Raw genomic sequence first — 16,599 nt, forward strand, 5'->3', positions numbered from 1 at the left:
TATGTATGATAGAAAAGGTCGAAAGAAAAAAAGAAAGGCAGCATAATCTAACTAAAATAACAGGAAAAACAGGAGAGGTTTTAACTTCCCCTAAAAAAGACATGTACATAATGCATGGGTGGGAAGGAAAAAATAAGAATATGTAAACAATATTCTACAAAAAAGATAGAAGACTGGGAGAGTTGAACGAAAAAATCAAGAGAAAAGCTCACGTAAAGCAAAGCTTTTCTCTTGATTTTTTAGAAAGAGGAACATTTACTGAATATCCCTACTTATTTTTTAGTAATACGGAACCAGTCTACATCTGCCCATCCTCCGTCGTTAGTAACGATAGCGGGGCGTGTGCAGAACATACCGACCTTAGCACCGATCCATTGTCCTTCTCTTGTCTGGAAAGGATTGCCTAGTGGATGATACTTCTTTCCGTCGAGGCTATAGCTGAAGTTGCACATCACAATGAGGTCATGTCCGCCTTCGCTACCCTTGATTTTCTTGCCATCACAACTGAAACGAACTTTCAGGTAAACCGTATTTTGAGAAAGATCGACAGAAGCATTTGCCTGTTCCGGTTTTCCTTTATCCGCTCTTTTACATTCAACTTGAGATAAGACTAGACCTTTATCAGTATTTTCCAGAATGATTCCGGCATAATCCCTGCCCATAACAACAAGTCCGGTGCGTTCACCTTTAAGTTTAGGATTAGGGCTGAACGTAAGTTTCATTGTTGCAGTGAAATTATCAGAAGGAGTTTTCTGCAAGAGCAGGTTGGCTACATCCCACAGATTCTTATATTCTTTTAAAACCGGGTAAGAATATAATCTCACATAACTCTTGTCACCTGCATAATAGGCCCATTTCTCATTGATGTTAGCGTGCCATTGCCATTGTGGAGAAAGTGTATATCCGTCGAATTCGTCACTTTCTTGTGGAGTGCAGATAGGATATGTCTTACCTACATTCGGCTTCTTGTAAGTCAAAACAGGTTCGCCGCAGCCGTCACCGTCTTTATCGATACCGATAACAGGCCAGTCGTTCACCCATTTCATGGGTTGGAGATGCATAATACGTCCGTAAGCACCGACATCCTGAAAGTGGAGGAACCAGTCTTCTCCGGTAGGAGTATCTACCCATGCACCCTGGTGAGGGCCATTGACAGGGGAGTTACTTTGCGCAAGTACTGTTTTCCATTCATAAGGACCGTAGATGTTTTTAGAACGTAGTACAACCTGCCAGCCTGTCGGTACACCACCGGCCGGATGGAAGATATAATAATAGTCGTTTCTCTTATACATTTTAGGACCTTCACAAGTCTGATGTGCTTCGTGACCGTCGAAGATAATACGAGAAGGAGTGATCGCTGTATTTGCTTCCGCATTCAGTTCGCAGATAGTGATTACACTTTTCAGTCCGGCACGGCTTCCTGCGTATGCGTGTACCATATATACTTTCCCGTCTTCATCCCAAAACGGACAAGTGTCAATGATGCCTTTTCCCGCTTTCACCAAGACCGGTTCGCTCCACGGACCTTTCGGATCTTTGGCTTTCACCATAAAAGCTCCCTGATCGGGATCTCCCCAAAAGATATAGAACTCACCGTTGTGGTGACGGATAGCCGGAGCCCAGACACGATTACCGTGTTCCGGCCGTTCCGGAGTTTCGATAGGAGGGAGGGCATTGGGAACTGCAGCACCGATGATTGTCCAGTTGACTAAATCTTTGGAATGAAGGATTTGCAATCCCGGCAAGCAGTTGAAACTGGATGAAGTCATATAGAAATCATCCCCTACGCGACAAGCGTCCGGATCGGAGTAGTCGGCATAAAGTACCGGATTTTTGTATTTACCGTTTCCGAGGTCGGAAACCCATACTTCAGATACATAGTTCTTCTGTGCTACTGCGGTGAAAACCGTTAATAAGCAAAAGGCTAAAGTCTGTGTCAATCGTTTCATGTTATAGATAGATTATTTATAGATATGATTCGTTGGTTTTATCTGATGGCAAAGGTAAATAAAAAGACTCTGCACAAGGAGGAATATTTGTGCAGAGTCATAGAAAAATTGGTAGAAACCTCGTAATTTTTGTTTAGTTGTATTTGTTTCTACCCTATTTATTGGTGCGGTTATCTTTTATTTTCACTGTCACCGGATGAGCCAGCTCTTCTTTCCATTCGCGGAGATGAGCAAACCATGCTTCCGGTGTCTTATATCCGAATGTCTCTTTCATCGAAGTGAAAGTGGTGTGATACTGGAAATATTTATTTCCCGGAGCGGTAATGGTATAAAGGAAATTGGCTTTATCCTTTTCTTCCGATTTCACATAACGTTGAGGGATACAAGTGCCCAGTCCTACAGTTTCTTTGGCATATTTCACGGTGTCGTTGACCGGCCAGTCTGTTCCCCAACTTCCTACGAGCCCTTTATGATCGGAGAAAGACTTGGAAGTACCTACGATGTCTTGCACACCTGTGCAGAAAACTTCTTTATTGAGTGGTTCGTCAAAGAATGTTTCGATATGAAGATCGCGATGTCCGGCATAAAGCGTGTAGCGTGTCATCATATCCAGTTCCTGATCCTGATATTTCCATCCGGTCACTTCAATTTCTGCAATCACCCGCACCGGTCCATAAGAGATGATACGTTCTGTGCGAGTGTCCACTGGAGTGATATGCGTTGCTTTTTGTCCGTCCCAACCTTTCAATGCGCCCGGTCCGCAGCTGTCGAACACACGAAGTACGTCATCTCCGAATCCTTTAGCTAACTGTTCATCCGTCGGGTAGAACTGCGATTCTTTGATCTCCAGTCCTTTGTTGAACTTGCCGTAAATATCCGGTGTCTGTTTCTCATTGAAATAAAGACGATAGCCCACCAGCTCCGATTCCAGAACCGGACCGTGCGGACGTACCATGCTGTATATATTGCTGGTGCCGGGAACGCTGATAGCCTGTACCCGTTGATGTTTGCCTTTCCGGTGGTCTACTATAAACATATCGGCATAAACCCGTTCCGGATAAGTCTTTGCACTTTTCTCGGAAGAGAGTGTAACCTGGAATATTTTTCTACCGTGAGCAGGGAGGTCGGTCACAAAGACCAGTTCGTCCATCTTGCGGTCTCTGTTCAAATCGTCCAGCTGCGAAGGTATTTCCTTTGTTCCTTCCATGACAACAGCGGATTTAACTTTGAAGCCGGCGTGCAACTCATGCAGGTTGATAACAACCGGAGCATCTGCTTTGGCCTGATTCCAGTTGTTTTGTACTTCAATTGTGATGGTTTTCTCCTGTTTCTGCGCCTGGGCAGACAGACTGAAAACTCCTAAAAGGAAAGTAAAAATAAAAAGATTCTTCTTCATGATTTTCTAAGGCTGAAATTATACGTCGTATTTCTCCTTGCAAAAGTAACAGAAAAAATAGCAGACTGTCTATCTTTTGAAAAGATTATAGTCTGCTATTTGAGCTTTTTACTCTATATAATGATATTGTGGTTTTCTTTTTGCAGTGAACTTTATTTGAGGCTTAAAATTTCTTCTTTCGCTCCCAATTCTTCATAAACCTTTCCGTCTACGGTCAGATTCTTAGCATTTTTGACGTTTAATATATTGTTACCTTTGGATGATTCTACATATACATTTTCCAAAGTAACTCCGTCAACCTGGCTGATAACAACTCCGTCCGTAGCTTCTGTCATCACGACATTCTTAACGGTAATATTGCTGATCGGCATTTCCGGCAAACCATTGAAGAACATGGCACGTCCCGAACCTCTACAAACAATATTAGAGATATGAATATTGCGGAAAGCGGGTGTTTCTTCTGTTACCGGAGGAATACTTGTTTTCATGCGGTTCAGCAAATCCTCTTCCGATTCTTCGCCGGCACCTTTTCCACCGTAGAACAGGTCGAACAACAACGGTTCGTTCGGAATATTAATCATGTTGATATTATTAATGTAGATGTTTTCTACCACACCGCCACGTCCGCGAGTGCTCTTGAAGCGCAAACCTACGTCTGTGCCCATAAATGTGCAGTCTTCTACATAGATGTTCTTCACGCCACCCGACATTTCACTACCTACTACGAATCCACCGTGTCCGTGCAGTACCGTATTATTTTTAACGATAACGTTCTGGCAAGGTTCACCGCGACGGCGGCCGTCTTCATCTTTACCGGATTTGATACAGATAGCATCATCTCCCGCATCGAATACACTATTAATAATGAGCGCGTTCTTGCAAGATTCCAGGTCGATGGCGTCACCATTCTGGGAATACCACGGATTGATGACCATGATATTATTTACTGTGAAATCTTCGCAGGACAAGGGGTGCAGACACCAGCTTGGTGAGTTTTTGAAAGTAACACCTTCCAACAGTACTTTCTTGCTTTTGACGATGCTTAACAACACCGGGCGCAACCACGGACGGATTTCAGCCCATTCTTCGTCTGTATTGATACCTTCGGGTACATTGAAATCTTTACAAGCCATTGCACCTTTCAGTGAACCGGCCGTGGGGTACCATATCTCTTGTTTTTCATCAAGAACACCTCCCGAGCTTACTAGTTTTTTCCATTGTGAAGCAGTCAGTTTGCCTTTTTTTACCGGACGCCAGCAGTCGCCGTTTCCGTCAAATGTGCCGTATCCTGTGATAGCGATGTTCTCTGCATTGCGTGCGGAAATAGGCGATTGGCAACGACGGGTTTCCAATCCTTCAAAAGAAGTGGCAATGATAGGATATGCCTCAAAATCACCGGTGAAGAGCACCAATGCATTCTGTTCCGTATATAAATTCACGTTGCTCAACAGTTCGATAGGCCCTGTCAACCAGATACCTTCCGGGATAATCACTTTACCCCCTCCGCGTTGATTTACCTCTTTAATAGCATCGTTGATTGCTTTGGTATTCAGATACAGACCATCGCCTTTGGCTCCGAATTTCTCAATGTTTACCTCGTAAGCAGGAAAAACCGGTTGCTGTACTTTGGGCATTTCAAAAGGTAGATTCTGGTAGAGAGCGTCACTGATGGAGCTTTCTTTTACGGCAGTCTCGCTTTGTTTACATCCTGATGAGATAAACGGTAAACAGCATAGGGCCATCCAGAAGAGTCTTTTTGTCAATGTGTTCATTTAGTAACTTATTTCTATAGGGTTATACATCTATTGTTTTTCTTGGTAGTTGGGTGATGATTAATGAGGGTGATTTCATAATCCTTATGTCCTTCCGCAGGCGATCTGTCGCAGGCAGCCTGCAGGAGAGGAATAAGACAAATTCATGTTAACCTAATTCTAACCTTAAATAAATATTATGAAAAAACCTCTTAATTATCGATTGCAAAGATAGGTGGCAAACCCCAAGAGGATGTGGACTAATTGATAGAATACGTGTATTTTTTGTCATTTCTGTCTATTATTTGCACACTTCTCGTGTTTTTATGCAGAAAGTTCCTATCTTTGCACAAAATTTAACTATTAAAAGATATGAGTTATAACTTGTTGAAAGGAAAAAGAGGTATTATCTTCGGTGCTTTGAACGATCAGTCTATTGCCTGGAAAGTAGCAGAGCGTGCCGTAGAAGAAGGTGCAACTATTACATTATCAAATACTCCGATGGCTATCCGTATGGGAGAAGTCGACGCTTTGGCCCAGAAATTAAATTGCCAGGTTATTCCGGCAGATGCCACCAGCGTAGAAGATTTGCAAAATGTATTCAAGACCTCCATGGATATACTGGGTGGACAAATTGATTTTGTACTCCACTCTATCGGTATGTCTCCCAACGTGCGCAAGAAACGTACTTACGATGACCTTGACTATGGAATGTTGGATAAGACATTGGATATTTCAGCTGTTTCATTCCACAAAATGATTCAGTCGGCCAAGAAACTGAATGCTATTGCTGATTATGGTTCTATCGTTGCTTTGAGCTACGTAGCCGCACAGCGTACTTTCTATGGCTATAATGATATGGCAGATGCAAAGGCTTTGTTGGAGTCTATTGCTCGCAGCTTCGGTTACATTTATGGACGCGAACATAGCGTACGGGTGAACACGATTTCACAGTCGCCTACATTTACTACTGCCGGTTCGGGCGTGAAGGGTATGGACAAACTGTTCGACTTCTCCAACCGTATGTCTCCGCTCGGAAATGCAACGGCTGACGAATGTGCCGATTATTGCATCGTGATGTTCTCCGATCTTACCCGTAAGGTGACTATGCAGAACTTATTCCATGACGGTGGATTCTCCAGCGTAGGTATGAGTCTTCGTGCCATGGCTACTTACGAGAAAGGACTCGATGAGTACATGGACGAAAATGGTAACATCATTTACGGATAAAAGATTATGAAACTACGGATCTCTCTTCTTATTATATTAATGAGTATGCTTTTCACCTCCTGCGGGATAAGCACAGGAAAGGGTACGGAGCAGAAGGAAGAGGAGATTTCTGTTCTAAGATATGATAAGCTGTTGAGCGAATACGTTCGCTCCAACAGCTTTTCTGCTATGCAGAAGTTGACGATGGACTACCGTATGCCGACGAAAATCCTGATTGAGGATGTATTGTCTATCGGTACGGTGAAAGATGATACCATTTCGCAACGTCTGCAGAAATTCTATTCGGATACAACTTTAGTCCGTTTGCTTAGCGATGTAGAAGCAAAGTACCCTAATCTGGATGAGGTGGAAAAAGGACTTAACAAAGGATTCCGGAAACTGAAGAAGGAAGTGCCTGATACAAAAGTGCCGTTTATCTATTCGCAAGTGTCTGCCTTCAACGAATCTATTATTTTGGTGGATTCTTTATTAGGGATCAGTCTTGATAAATATATGGGGGAAGATTATCCTCTTTATAAGCGTTTCTATTACGATTATCAATGTCGCTCGATGCGTCCGGAACGGATTGTGCCGGATTGTTTTGCTTTTTATCTTTTGAGCCGTTACGGAATGAACTATCATGAGGGTACTTGTTTGATTGACTTGATGATGCACTCCGGAAAAATCAACTACGTCGTGCAAAACTTATTAGGATATAGTGATATCGGCGAAGCGATGGGATATTCCAAGGAGGAAAACGACTGGTGTAAGGAGAATGAAAAGGAGATATGGAATTATATCTGTACCAACGATCATCTGCATGCACGCGACCCGATGGTGATCCGCTATTATATGAAGCCTGCCCCTGCTGTCGATATGTTGGGTGCTCAAGCTCCGGCATTAATCGGAACATGGATGGGAGCAAGAATCATCGCTTCTTATATGAAAAAGCATAAGGACATGAAACTGAAAGATCTCCTGGAGTTTACTGATTATCATGTGATGTTAAGTGAATCCAACTATCTGGCTTCCTAAACTGTTGCATTTTTCAATTTTTAATTAGCGTCGCTCAAAACCTTATTTGATTTTTAATATTAAAGTATAGTCTTAATTCTCAATTTAAAAAGTGGAAACTGCCCTCTATTTGTTGCCCGTGACGTTAGGTGATACGTCTATTGAAAAGGTATTGCCTTCTTATAATAAGGAGATCATTTCTGGTATCCGGTATTTTATAGTCGAAGATGTTCGTTCTGCCCGGCGTTTCCTGAAAAAGGTGGACCGGGAGATTGATATTGATGCATTGACATTTTACCCGTTGAACAAGCATACTTCTCCTGATGATATTTCCGGTTATCTGCAACCTTTGGTGGGTGGAGCTTCAATGGGGGTTATCTCCGAAGCAGGTTGTCCGGCAGTAGCTGACCCGGGAGCGGATGTGGTTGCTATCGCACAACGTAAAAAGCTGAAAGTGGTTCCTTTGGTCGGACCTTCTTCCATTATCCTTTCCGTGATGGCTTCCGGCTTTAACGGGCAGAGTTTTGCGTTTCACGGTTATCTGCCGATTGAACCGGGAGAACGTGCCAAGAAACTAAAAGCACTGGAGCAGCGTGTGTATGCTGAAAATCAGACGCAACTTTTCATTGAGACGCCTTACCGGAATCATAAGATGGTAGAGGATATTTTGTTGAATTGCCGTCCTCAAACAAAGCTCTGTATCGCTGCCAATATTACTTGTGAAGGAGAGTATATACAGACGCGTACAGTGAAGGACTGGAAAGGACACGTGCCCGATTTATCTAAGATTCCCTGTATTTTTCTCTTATATAAATAACGCCTTTCAGGTGTTCATATTCATCTTCGAAGCAACTGCTGAAGAAGCCTTTTCCTAAGTTCTCCTCTATCTGTTTGAAACTCCACAGCTTACTGTTTTTAAAGCGGGGAGTACAAAGGATGGAATCGTCTTTGATATCGACAATGAATAGATAGATAAGACGGTTGGTCACTTCATTCTCGAAGTGATAAACGATGTTGAATTCAGGTTTGATACCTTTTTCATGAGGAAAAGCATTGTTGATTAAACGAGTGGCGCCTGCTTCCAGAGATTCTCCGTAGCGAAGATAACATTCCATGGGAATATCTACTTTCCCTCTATCCAGAATGGCTGTTGATGATCTGTCGCAAAGGAATAACATTCCGTGAGTGGATATGGCAATTCTTATCACCGGATTGATGTATGCATTTTTGTAATTAACAGCTTCTATTGCAGGTGTTTTCCCGATCACGTCTCCTTTGGTATTCACAATAGGAACATATTCCGTGTGTGACATTAAATGATTGAAGAAACGGATGGCGATCTGATTGAACAGGATACTTATCATAAAGACAGTAGGAGGTAACACTTTATAGAGTACAAACAGACTTGTCTTACTTAGTGGGTTTTGGAAAATGACGGTGATGCTGATTATAATAAAATGCAGTATTCCGAAAATCAAGGCAATGCGGGCAGATACAACGGCTGCTTCTGCTCCCTGCGCATATAAACGTTTGTTACAAGAGCCTATCTGTTTTAAGAAGTGGTTGATAAACCTTTTCTTATGCATATAAAGACTTAGCATCGGAATGAGAATACTGACTTCCAGCGTAAGTGGAAGCGCACCGGGGGGAACATAATCACCAGGAATGAGCGCTGCTACGGATAATAGTGCTAGCACTCCGGTCGCTATATAGAGGATAAAATTAGGAATTAACAATCCTTTACGTCGATAAGAAAGGTATATACCTATAATACCTATGCCTGTACCGATGTAAATAGCCGTGTCTTGCGTTATAAGTTCACACAATAAAATGGAAATAATAACGGGGATAAAACCCAGCGACATGTTAAATGCGGAAGAAAGTATTCCTTTATGAGCCATCTCTATATTTATGTTTATTTGTCGGTTCTATCTATAAAACAAATAGGGTATGTGTTTTGTTTACTAACGAATATGTTTCTCTGCATGGTAGGAGGAACGAACAAGGGGAGCGCTTTCTACGATGTTGAATCCTTTCTCTAAACCTACAGTTTTATATTCTGCAAATTGCTGCGGAGTGATGTATGCTGCAACGGGATAATGCCGGTGAGTCGGTTGAAGGTATTGGCCTATGGTAAGAATCTGGCAACCGGTTGCTAACAGATCATCCATCAATGTTTCGACTTCCTCCGGGGTCTCACCCAGTCCGACCATAATGCCGCTTTTAGATTTAACTCCCTTTCCGGAAATGTGTCTGATAACTTGCAGACTTGTATCATAATTTGCCGCACTGCGCACTAGCGGACTAATGCGGCGTACGGTTTCCATATTGTGTGAAATAATGTCGGGGCGGGCTTCGATTACCAAATCTAACAACTCCATCCTGCCTTGAAAATCAGGAATGAGCACTTCGATTGTTGTTTGTGGATTCAGTCTTTTGATTTCCCGGATGGTACGTGCCCAATGTGCTGCTCCCAAATCCGGCAGATCATCCCGGTCTACGGATGTGATGACAGCATGATCCAGTTTCATCAGTGCGATGGATTCTGCTACATGGGTAGGTTCGTTTATGTCTAGCGGGTGCGGGCGGCCGGTTTGTGTGTTGCAGAATTTGCAACTGCGCGTACAGATGTCACCACCGATCATAAAGGTGGCAGTTCCTTTTCCCCAGCATTCCCCCATATTAGGGCAACGCCCACTGCTGCATATAGTATGCAAGCAGTGGGAGTCGACAATCCGTTTGGTTTCGGTGTATCGTTCGTTGGCACCGATATTAATTTTCAGCCATTCGGGCTTACGTACTCTGTCCGTCATTATAAGTTGTTCAAGAAAAAGTTGGTCAACCGTGTGTATAGGTGTTGGCGGGTATTGCCACCGTATATTCCGTGATTGCGGTTCGTGTACACTTGCATATCAAATTGTTTTCCAAGTTGAACCAATTGTTCGGCATACTCTGCACAGTTTTGGAAGTGCACATTGTCATCTGCCATGCCATGCACCAACAACAAGTTTCCATGTAGTTTGTCAGCGCGGGTGAAGGCTGATGATTCCTTATATCCTTCCGCGTTCTCTTTCGGAGTACGCATGAAGCGTTCGGTGTAAATCGTATCATAGAAACGCCAGTCGGTGGGTGCAGCCACTGCTACTCCTGCTTTGAATACGGGAGTTCCTTCGCTCATGCTCATAAGAGTCATGTATCCGCCGTAGCTCCAGCCCCAGATTCCGATGCGATCTTTATCCACGTATGGCTGTTTGCCGAGATACAAAGCAGTCTCTACCTGATCTTTGGCTTCTTTGACTCCGATTTTCAGATAAGTGCATTTCTCGAAAGCTTCTCCACGACCTCCTGTGCCGCGACCGTCCACGCATACCACGATATAACCGAGGCTTGCCATGTATGTCTCCCAACTGATTCCCCAGGTATCTAATACCTGTTGAGAGCCCGGACCGCTATATTGATACATCAGTACCGGATATTTTTTAGATGCGGAAAAATTAACCGGTTTCATCATCCAGCCGTTCAACTTCACGCCATCTGTGGTTTGGAAAGTGAAGAACTCTTTTTGTGGCACAGCATATCCGGACAATGTTTGTTTCAATCCGTCATTGGTAATAAGCGTTTTGAGTGTTTTGCCCGAATTATCATTCAGTGTAACCAGCATCGGAGTATTCAAGTTGGAGAACTTGTTCATGTAATACTTCATCGATTTGCTGAAGAGCGGTGTATTGGTTCCTACCTGTTGGGATAGTTTGAGCTTCTTGCCCTTCTTGTCTATTTTATAGACAGCTTTGCGCAGAGGGCTTTCTTCATTGCTGGTATAATAGAAAGAACCGTCTTCTTCATCATATCCCAGAAAATCTTTCACCTCAAACTTACCGTTAGTAACCTTTTTAATCAGATTCCCCCCCATGCTATACCAATAGAGGTGACTGTAACCGTCACGTTCGCTAAGCAGGCTGAAGTATTCCGGATAGAACTGGATATTATCGAAAATATTCTCCTTGATATAATAAGGAGACTCATCGCGAAGCATTAGTTTGCAAAGTGTGGAACGAGGATCGGCAAAGTAAAGATCAAAACGGTCTTGATGGCGGTTCAATGTCATGATAGCCAATTTATTGGCATCCTTTGTGAAACGGATACGCGGAATGTATCCATCTGCATCCAATGGGAGTTTCATTGTACGGGTGACATGTGATTTGATGTCATACGTACGTACCTCTACTTTCGAATTCGGATATCCGGCTTTTGGATACTTATATGTATATTCGCCCGGATAATCTTTTAAAGCATCAATGCGGGGTGCTTGTCCGGCAAATACCGGGAAAGAATAGGAGGGAACTTCCGACTCGTCGAAACGGATAAAAGCAATCAGCGTATTGTCGGCGCTGAATTCCAAAGCACGGTCGAAGCTGAACTCTTCTTCATACACCCAGTCAGGAATACCGTTGATTACCGAATTCTGTTTGCCATCTTCTGTGACCTGGCTTTCGCTGTTGCCGTAAAGCAACTTAACAAGAAATATGTTATTGTTGCGTACAAATGCAATCATGGTACCGTCCGGAGAAAAGACGGGGACCTGTTGAGGTCCACCGTCAGACAGCCGTTCAATAATGTTGTTTGTCGTAACGCCCTTATCATTTCGTTTCAAAGGGTAAATGTAATGTACAGCTGTGTATGAATGCCTGTAAATAGGTGTTGTTTTAGTAGCAATCAGCAATTTCTGACCGTCGGGCGAGAATTGGTAACTGTCGAAGTTCTTGAAGTCACATTCGCGTGTGGTATTTACATCGAAAATCACTTCTACTTTCTCGCCTGTCTTGAAAGAGTATTTAATGATTTGCGTGCCGTCAGCGTTCATCTGTGTGTAGTGTTCGCCATCAGGCATAGGGATTACTCCCTGAATATTTTCCGGGCGGAAACGTCCGGAAGTAATATCTTTTAAATCGAGTGCCTTTTGTCCTTGTGCCATTCCGGTCAGACAGAGAAGGCAGAGTAATAAAGTGATGCTGATCTTTTTCATCTGCGTTTATAATCGGTTTTGGTTTTAATTCGTACTTGCAAAAGTAACAATAAACTTAGATTCAACAAAGCCTGACCGATTTTTATATAGATTTGATAAGGATTATTGGGTGAGATTCAATATCTTTGTGAAAAGGACTTTAAACATTACCACTATGAATTCAAAAAGAAAAGACTTGCAATATGCTTCTGTCTTCTTATTGGCCGTGGCATTGACGTTCCTGATGGGGAAGGGTGATAATCTGTGGTTGGTGTCATGGGGTGACTTGATACCGAGTTTGTTTGTACTATTCATAGCAGGTGATTGTTTACATAGTTCCCTGCTTCGTATCAAACGTGGCGAAGAGGAGGGAGGAGCCCGGTGGAGTACTTGTTTCACTTTTCTGGTATTCAGCATTATTTTTATGGGCGACTTGTTCTTTATCGGCAACTTTATTGTCAATAAACTGTGGAGCTAAAAGAGATGTAATAAAACTGTTTCACAGGTGTTTAATAGTAGATTCTTCGTCTTAACTATAACCTTTAGTTTACTTTAACTAGATAAATTAGTTTATGAACTAAAACTTTTCGTTATTTGCAGCAAACAAAGTTGCAGATATGAAAGGATTAACAGCAAAAGAAGAAGAAATCATGGGCTTTTTCTGGGAAAAGGGTCCCTTGTTCGTGAAGGAAATGTTGGCTTTCTATGAAGATCCCAAGCCACATTTCAATACATTATCTACGATTGTGCGTGGGTTGGAAGAAAAAGGTTTTCTAGCTCATTATACTTTCGGAAATACCTATCAATATTATCCCGTAGTCAGTGAAGAAGAGTTTCGTAAAGGAACGCTGCGGAATGTGATTAGTAAGTATTTTAATAATTCTTACCTGAATGCCGTTTCTTCTTTAGTTAAAGAGGAAGATATTTCCTTGGATGAATTGAAACAGCTCATCGAGGAAGTGGAACAGGCTGACAAAAAACACTAATCTATTAAACGAAAATCTATGCTATGGGAGTTTTCTTCATTTATATATTAAAATCATCTGTTTGTCTTGTTCTGTTTTACCTGTTTTTCCGGTTATTACTTAGCAAGGAAACCTTTCATCGTTTCAATCGTATGGCTTTATTGGGAGTGTTGTTCTTTTCATTACTCATTCCTTGTATCAAAGTAACTACCCGGCATCAGGTTGAAGTGCAGCAGGCTGTGCTTTCCATTGAACAATTGCTATTGATGGCAGAGTTGGAGGTTACTTCTGCCAATGTCGGTGCAGTGCAGGAGACGCCGGCCATATCTTGGGTACAGATTGTTCTGTTGGTCTATCTGGCGGGTATTCTGTTTCTTGCCTGTCGCAATATCTATTCTTTGATTTGTCTCTTCCGGTTGATACATTCCGGCAAACATGAGAAGTTGGAGAAAGGGGTTACACTTGTGGTGCACAATCAGGAGATAGCTCCGTTCAGTTGGATGAAGTATATTGTCATCAGCCGGAAAGACCTGGAGGAAAACGGGAGGGAAATCCTTATTCATGAAATGGCTCATATCCACCATCGTCATTCAGTAGATTTATTGGTGGCGGATATTTGCATCTTTTTCCAATGGTTCAATCCTGGTGCATGGTTGTTGAAACAGGAGTTGCAGAACGTTCACGAATATGAAGCGGACGAGACCGTCATTAATGAGGGTGTAAACGCGAAAGAATATCAACTATTATTAATAAAAAAAGCCGTTGGCACAAGGCTCTACTCTATGGCCAACAGCTTTAATCACAGTAAACTTAAAAAACGTATCACTATGATGTTAAAAGAAAAATCGAATCCGTGGGCACGGTTGAAGTATTTGTATGTACTTCCGTTGGCAGCTATTGCAGTAACTGCTTTTGCCCGTCCTGAAATCTCTGAAAAAGTGGAAGAGATTTCTGCAGTCAAAGTTAATGATTTGGCGGAAATTGTGGAAAAAAAGAGTGAAGAAAATGTTGTTAAGGAGCTTGTTGATACTACCAAGAATAAGGTAGTAGTGGTAGGTTATCGTACAGAAAAAAAAGATTCTGTCTTAACATCCGGGAAAAAGAAGGTGGCTATTTCGGTACAAGGAATTTCCGATGAAGGAAAACCTTTGGTTATTATTAATGGGAAAGAGTCTGATCGTGAAGTAGTAAATGCTTTGAATCCTGAATGTATTGAAAGTGTGTCTGTCATAGGTCCTGAAAAAGCTATTAAGGTTTATGGAGAAAAGGCTAAGGATGGAGTGATGGATATAAAACTATATTCGGAAAAAAAGTTTGCGCCGAGAAAGATTGAAATCGAAGGCATTAATAAAACAAGGTTGGATGCATTAAATAGTGGGGCAAAGAGTTGGGGAGCTACGTTTCGTTCTGCTGATGGAGGTAAACCTTTGGTTATAATTGATGGCAAAGAGGCTACTGGTGATGATCCTTTAGCGAATATTTCTCCTGATCGTATTAGGAGTATATCTGTATTAAAAGATAAGACTGCATTGGCTGCTTATGGTGATAAGGGAAAGAATGGAGTGATTGAAGTAAATCTATTAGTGAAAGAAGAATATCAAGCCCGTCAAATTTCTATTCGTGCTATTAATGATACAGTGACTTCAACAATAAAAGTAACTACATCTGAAGAATAGCAGTAGATTTTAGATGTCTTCTGTTTCTAAATATTGTCAAAATATAATGTTATAAAGATTGACGGAGGTACGCTAGTATCTCCGTTTCTTGTTCCGGGTGGAACCATTTTATTTCTTCATCTCTTTTGAACCAGGTCATCTGTTTACGCGAATAAATGCGGGAGTTTTGCTTGATTTTGTCTATAGCAAAGGAGAGTTCCCATTCTCCGTCCAGATATTTGAACAGTTCTTTATAGCCTACTGTATTGAGTGAATTGAGGTGACGATAGGGAAGTACGGAACGTACTTCTTCCAATAATCCTTCCTCCATCATCTGGTCTACCCGGCGGTTGATACGGTCATAAAGTTCTTCCCGATCACGAGTCAGGCCGACTTTCAGTATACGGAAAGGACGCTGTTTTTTTTGTTGGGTGCGAAAAGAAGTATAAGTGCGTCCGGTCATATAGCAAATCTCCAACGCATGAATTACCCGCTTGGGATTCTTCAGATCTACAATCCGGTAATATTCCGGGTCTAACAAGCGAAGTTCTGCGCAGAGTTGTTCAAGGCCTTCCTCTTCATACTTTTGTAACATGAGTTGACGGGTTTCCGCATCAACGGTAGGAATATCGTCAATTCCCTTACAGATAGCGTCTACATACATCATTGAGCCACCAGTGAGAATCACGACTTCGTGTTGCGTGAATAATTTCTCCAGAATTTCCAGTGCTTCTGTTTCGTATTGGGCAGCGCTGTAATAGTCTGTGAGGTGGAGCGTGCCGACCAGTTGATGGGGGACACGTTTAAGTTGATCGGGAGTCGGAGCTGCCGTACCTATTTTTAATTCGGCATAAAGCTGTCTCGAATCGGCAGATACAATGCTTGTCTGAAATGTTTCTGCCAAGCGCAGGCTCAACTCCGTTTTCCCCACACCTGTAGGACCTATAAGAACAATGAGAGTAGGCATAGATTTTTAAGTATTAAGTATAGAAGTATTAAGTATTAAAGCGTACGGGACTAAAAAAATATTAGGTATTAACTGCCTGACACTACATAGCAATTAATACCTAATACTTGATATTTAATACTTAAAATTTTTCTTCTTCGTATGGGCTGCTAGTGTCACCACCTATGTCAAATCCTTCCTGATCGAAATCTTCCATGTCGAAGTCCTGGTCTCCATAGAAGTTTTCATCCAGATCAAGAGAACCTCCCGCAGCGGTCATTTCTTCAAAATCTACCGTTTGTTTAGGAGCATCTCCTGATTTCTTGGTACATTTGGCACCATTCATATCTTTTCCGGTGATAATTTCGGATAGTTCGATGAAGAAACAACGTTCTGTTATGTAATCGAATACATATAGCAGTTTCTGTTTTTCGTCTTCTACCAGTTCACTGATAGCAGTGTCTTTCATTACCCAGCTATCTATTTCCGGATTGTCGTCCATTTCTTCTAAGGTTACTTCTTTTCCTTTTTCCCAGTCGTCATCGCAGATAAAGAAAGAAGTCATCTGGTCGTTTGCGTACCCTACTGATTTCAGTATTGCTTCATGGAAGTCATAAAAAGTTGCTTCCGGATCAATTTGTATTTCTCTGACAAAATCGTCAACTTCATCAGATATGATAGTAAATCTGTATATCATAATATGACTATTTTG

Annotated in this window: 14 protein-coding genes; 6 read left to right on the plus strand and 8 right to left on the minus strand. The window is 42.1% G+C overall.

Annotated features, from left to right (window positions below):
* Positions 1-272: 272 nt before the first annotated feature.
* The 3 genes from HMPREF0106_RS11505 to HMPREF0106_RS11495 form a co-directional block, all read right to left on the minus strand.
* The gene (locus HMPREF0106_RS11505) at positions 273-1,949 is read right to left on the minus strand and encodes a glycoside hydrolase 43 family protein (RefSeq protein WP_009040134.1); all 1,677 of its coding nucleotides are present in this window, start codon (positions 1,947-1,949) and stop codon (positions 273-275) included.
* Between the two features lie 154 nt (positions 1,950-2,103).
* Positions 2,104-3,345 carry a DUF4861 domain-containing protein gene (locus HMPREF0106_RS11500; protein WP_009040135.1) on the minus strand — a complete coding sequence of 414 codons (1,242 nt, stop codon included), beginning with the start codon at positions 3,343-3,345 and terminating at the stop codon, positions 2,104-2,106.
* Between the two features lie 152 nt (positions 3,346-3,497).
* Entirely contained in the window at positions 3,498-5,117 is a 1,620-nt protein-coding gene (locus HMPREF0106_RS11495) for a glycoside hydrolase family 28 protein (RefSeq protein WP_009040136.1), read from the minus strand.
* Between the two features lie 351 nt (positions 5,118-5,468).
* Here HMPREF0106_RS11495 and HMPREF0106_RS11490 point away from each other — a divergent pair, with 351 nt between their 5' ends.
* The 3 genes from HMPREF0106_RS11490 (at position 5,469) to HMPREF0106_RS11480 (ending at position 8,136) form a co-directional block, all read left to right on the plus strand.
* Positions 5,469-6,326 carry an enoyl-ACP reductase gene (locus tag HMPREF0106_RS11490; protein ID WP_004301687.1) on the plus strand — a complete coding sequence of 286 codons (858 nt, stop codon included), beginning with the start codon at positions 5,469-5,471 and terminating at the stop codon, positions 6,324-6,326.
* A 6-nt stretch (positions 6,327-6,332) separates the two neighbouring features.
* Positions 6,333-7,340 carry a hypothetical protein gene (locus tag HMPREF0106_RS11485; RefSeq protein ID WP_009040137.1) on the plus strand — a complete coding sequence of 336 codons (1,008 nt, stop codon included), beginning with the start codon at positions 6,333-6,335 and terminating at the stop codon, positions 7,338-7,340.
* A 91-nt stretch (positions 7,341-7,431) separates the two neighbouring features.
* A complete protein-coding gene (locus HMPREF0106_RS11480; RefSeq protein ID WP_008645497.1) occupies positions 7,432-8,136 on the plus strand; it encodes an SAM-dependent methyltransferase in 705 nt (234 codons plus the stop codon).
* Here the strand turns inward: HMPREF0106_RS11480 and HMPREF0106_RS11475 are convergent.
* The 3 genes from HMPREF0106_RS11475 to HMPREF0106_RS11465 all read right to left on the minus strand — a co-directional run bounded on the left by HMPREF0106_RS11475 (position 8,102) and on the right by HMPREF0106_RS11465 (position 12,342).
* Positions 8,102-9,220 (minus strand): hypothetical protein, encoded by a 1,119-nt coding sequence (locus tag HMPREF0106_RS11475; protein ID WP_009040138.1) that lies wholly within the window; start codon positions 9,218-9,220, stop codon positions 8,102-8,104. The two genes, HMPREF0106_RS11480 and HMPREF0106_RS11475, sit on opposite strands and share 35 nt — an antisense overlap.
* A gap of 63 nt (positions 9,221-9,283) precedes the next feature.
* The gene (gene lipA, locus HMPREF0106_RS11470) at positions 9,284-10,132 is read right to left on the minus strand and encodes a lipoyl synthase (protein WP_009040139.1); all 849 of its coding nucleotides are present in this window, start codon (positions 10,130-10,132) and stop codon (positions 9,284-9,286) included.
* The gene (locus HMPREF0106_RS11465; protein WP_009040140.1) at positions 10,132-12,342 is read right to left on the minus strand and encodes a S9 family peptidase; all 2,211 of its coding nucleotides are present in this window, start codon (positions 12,340-12,342) and stop codon (positions 10,132-10,134) included. The genes lipA and HMPREF0106_RS11465 overlap by 1 nt, the downstream gene beginning before the upstream one ends.
* Positions 12,343-12,496: 154 nt before the next feature.
* Here HMPREF0106_RS11465 and HMPREF0106_RS11460 point away from each other — a divergent pair, with 154 nt between their 5' ends.
* From HMPREF0106_RS11460 to HMPREF0106_RS11450, 3 genes are all read left to right on the plus strand, one after another.
* On the plus strand, positions 12,497-12,799 hold the full coding sequence (locus tag HMPREF0106_RS11460) for a hypothetical protein (protein WP_004301693.1): 303 nt from the start codon (positions 12,497-12,499) through the stop codon (positions 12,797-12,799).
* A 139-nt stretch (positions 12,800-12,938) separates the two neighbouring features.
* Complete coding sequence (locus HMPREF0106_RS11455) at positions 12,939-13,307, plus strand: BlaI/MecI/CopY family transcriptional regulator (protein ID WP_009040141.1); 369 nt, start codon at positions 12,939-12,941, stop codon at positions 13,305-13,307.
* Between the two features lie 23 nt (positions 13,308-13,330).
* Complete coding sequence (locus HMPREF0106_RS11450; RefSeq protein WP_009040142.1) at positions 13,331-14,962, plus strand: M56 family metallopeptidase; 1,632 nt, start codon at positions 13,331-13,333, stop codon at positions 14,960-14,962.
* Positions 14,963-15,011: 49 nt separating this feature from the next.
* Here HMPREF0106_RS11450 and miaA read toward each other — a convergent pair whose 3' ends face one another.
* Together miaA and HMPREF0106_RS11440 are read right to left on the minus strand one after the other, a co-directional pair.
* Positions 15,012-15,908 (minus strand): tRNA (adenosine(37)-N6)-dimethylallyltransferase MiaA, encoded by an 897-nt coding sequence (gene miaA / locus HMPREF0106_RS11445; protein WP_004308534.1) that lies wholly within the window; start codon positions 15,906-15,908, stop codon positions 15,012-15,014.
* Between the two features lie 121 nt (positions 15,909-16,029).
* Complete coding sequence (locus HMPREF0106_RS11440; RefSeq protein ID WP_004308535.1) at positions 16,030-16,584, minus strand: IS1096 element passenger TnpR family protein; 555 nt, start codon at positions 16,582-16,584, stop codon at positions 16,030-16,032.
* Between the last annotated feature and the right edge of the window lie 15 nt (positions 16,585-16,599).

This window comes from Bacteroides sp. D22 (assembly GCF_000163675.1).
Lineage (GTDB): Bacteria > Bacteroidota > Bacteroidia > Bacteroidales > Bacteroidaceae > Bacteroides > Bacteroides xylanisolvens.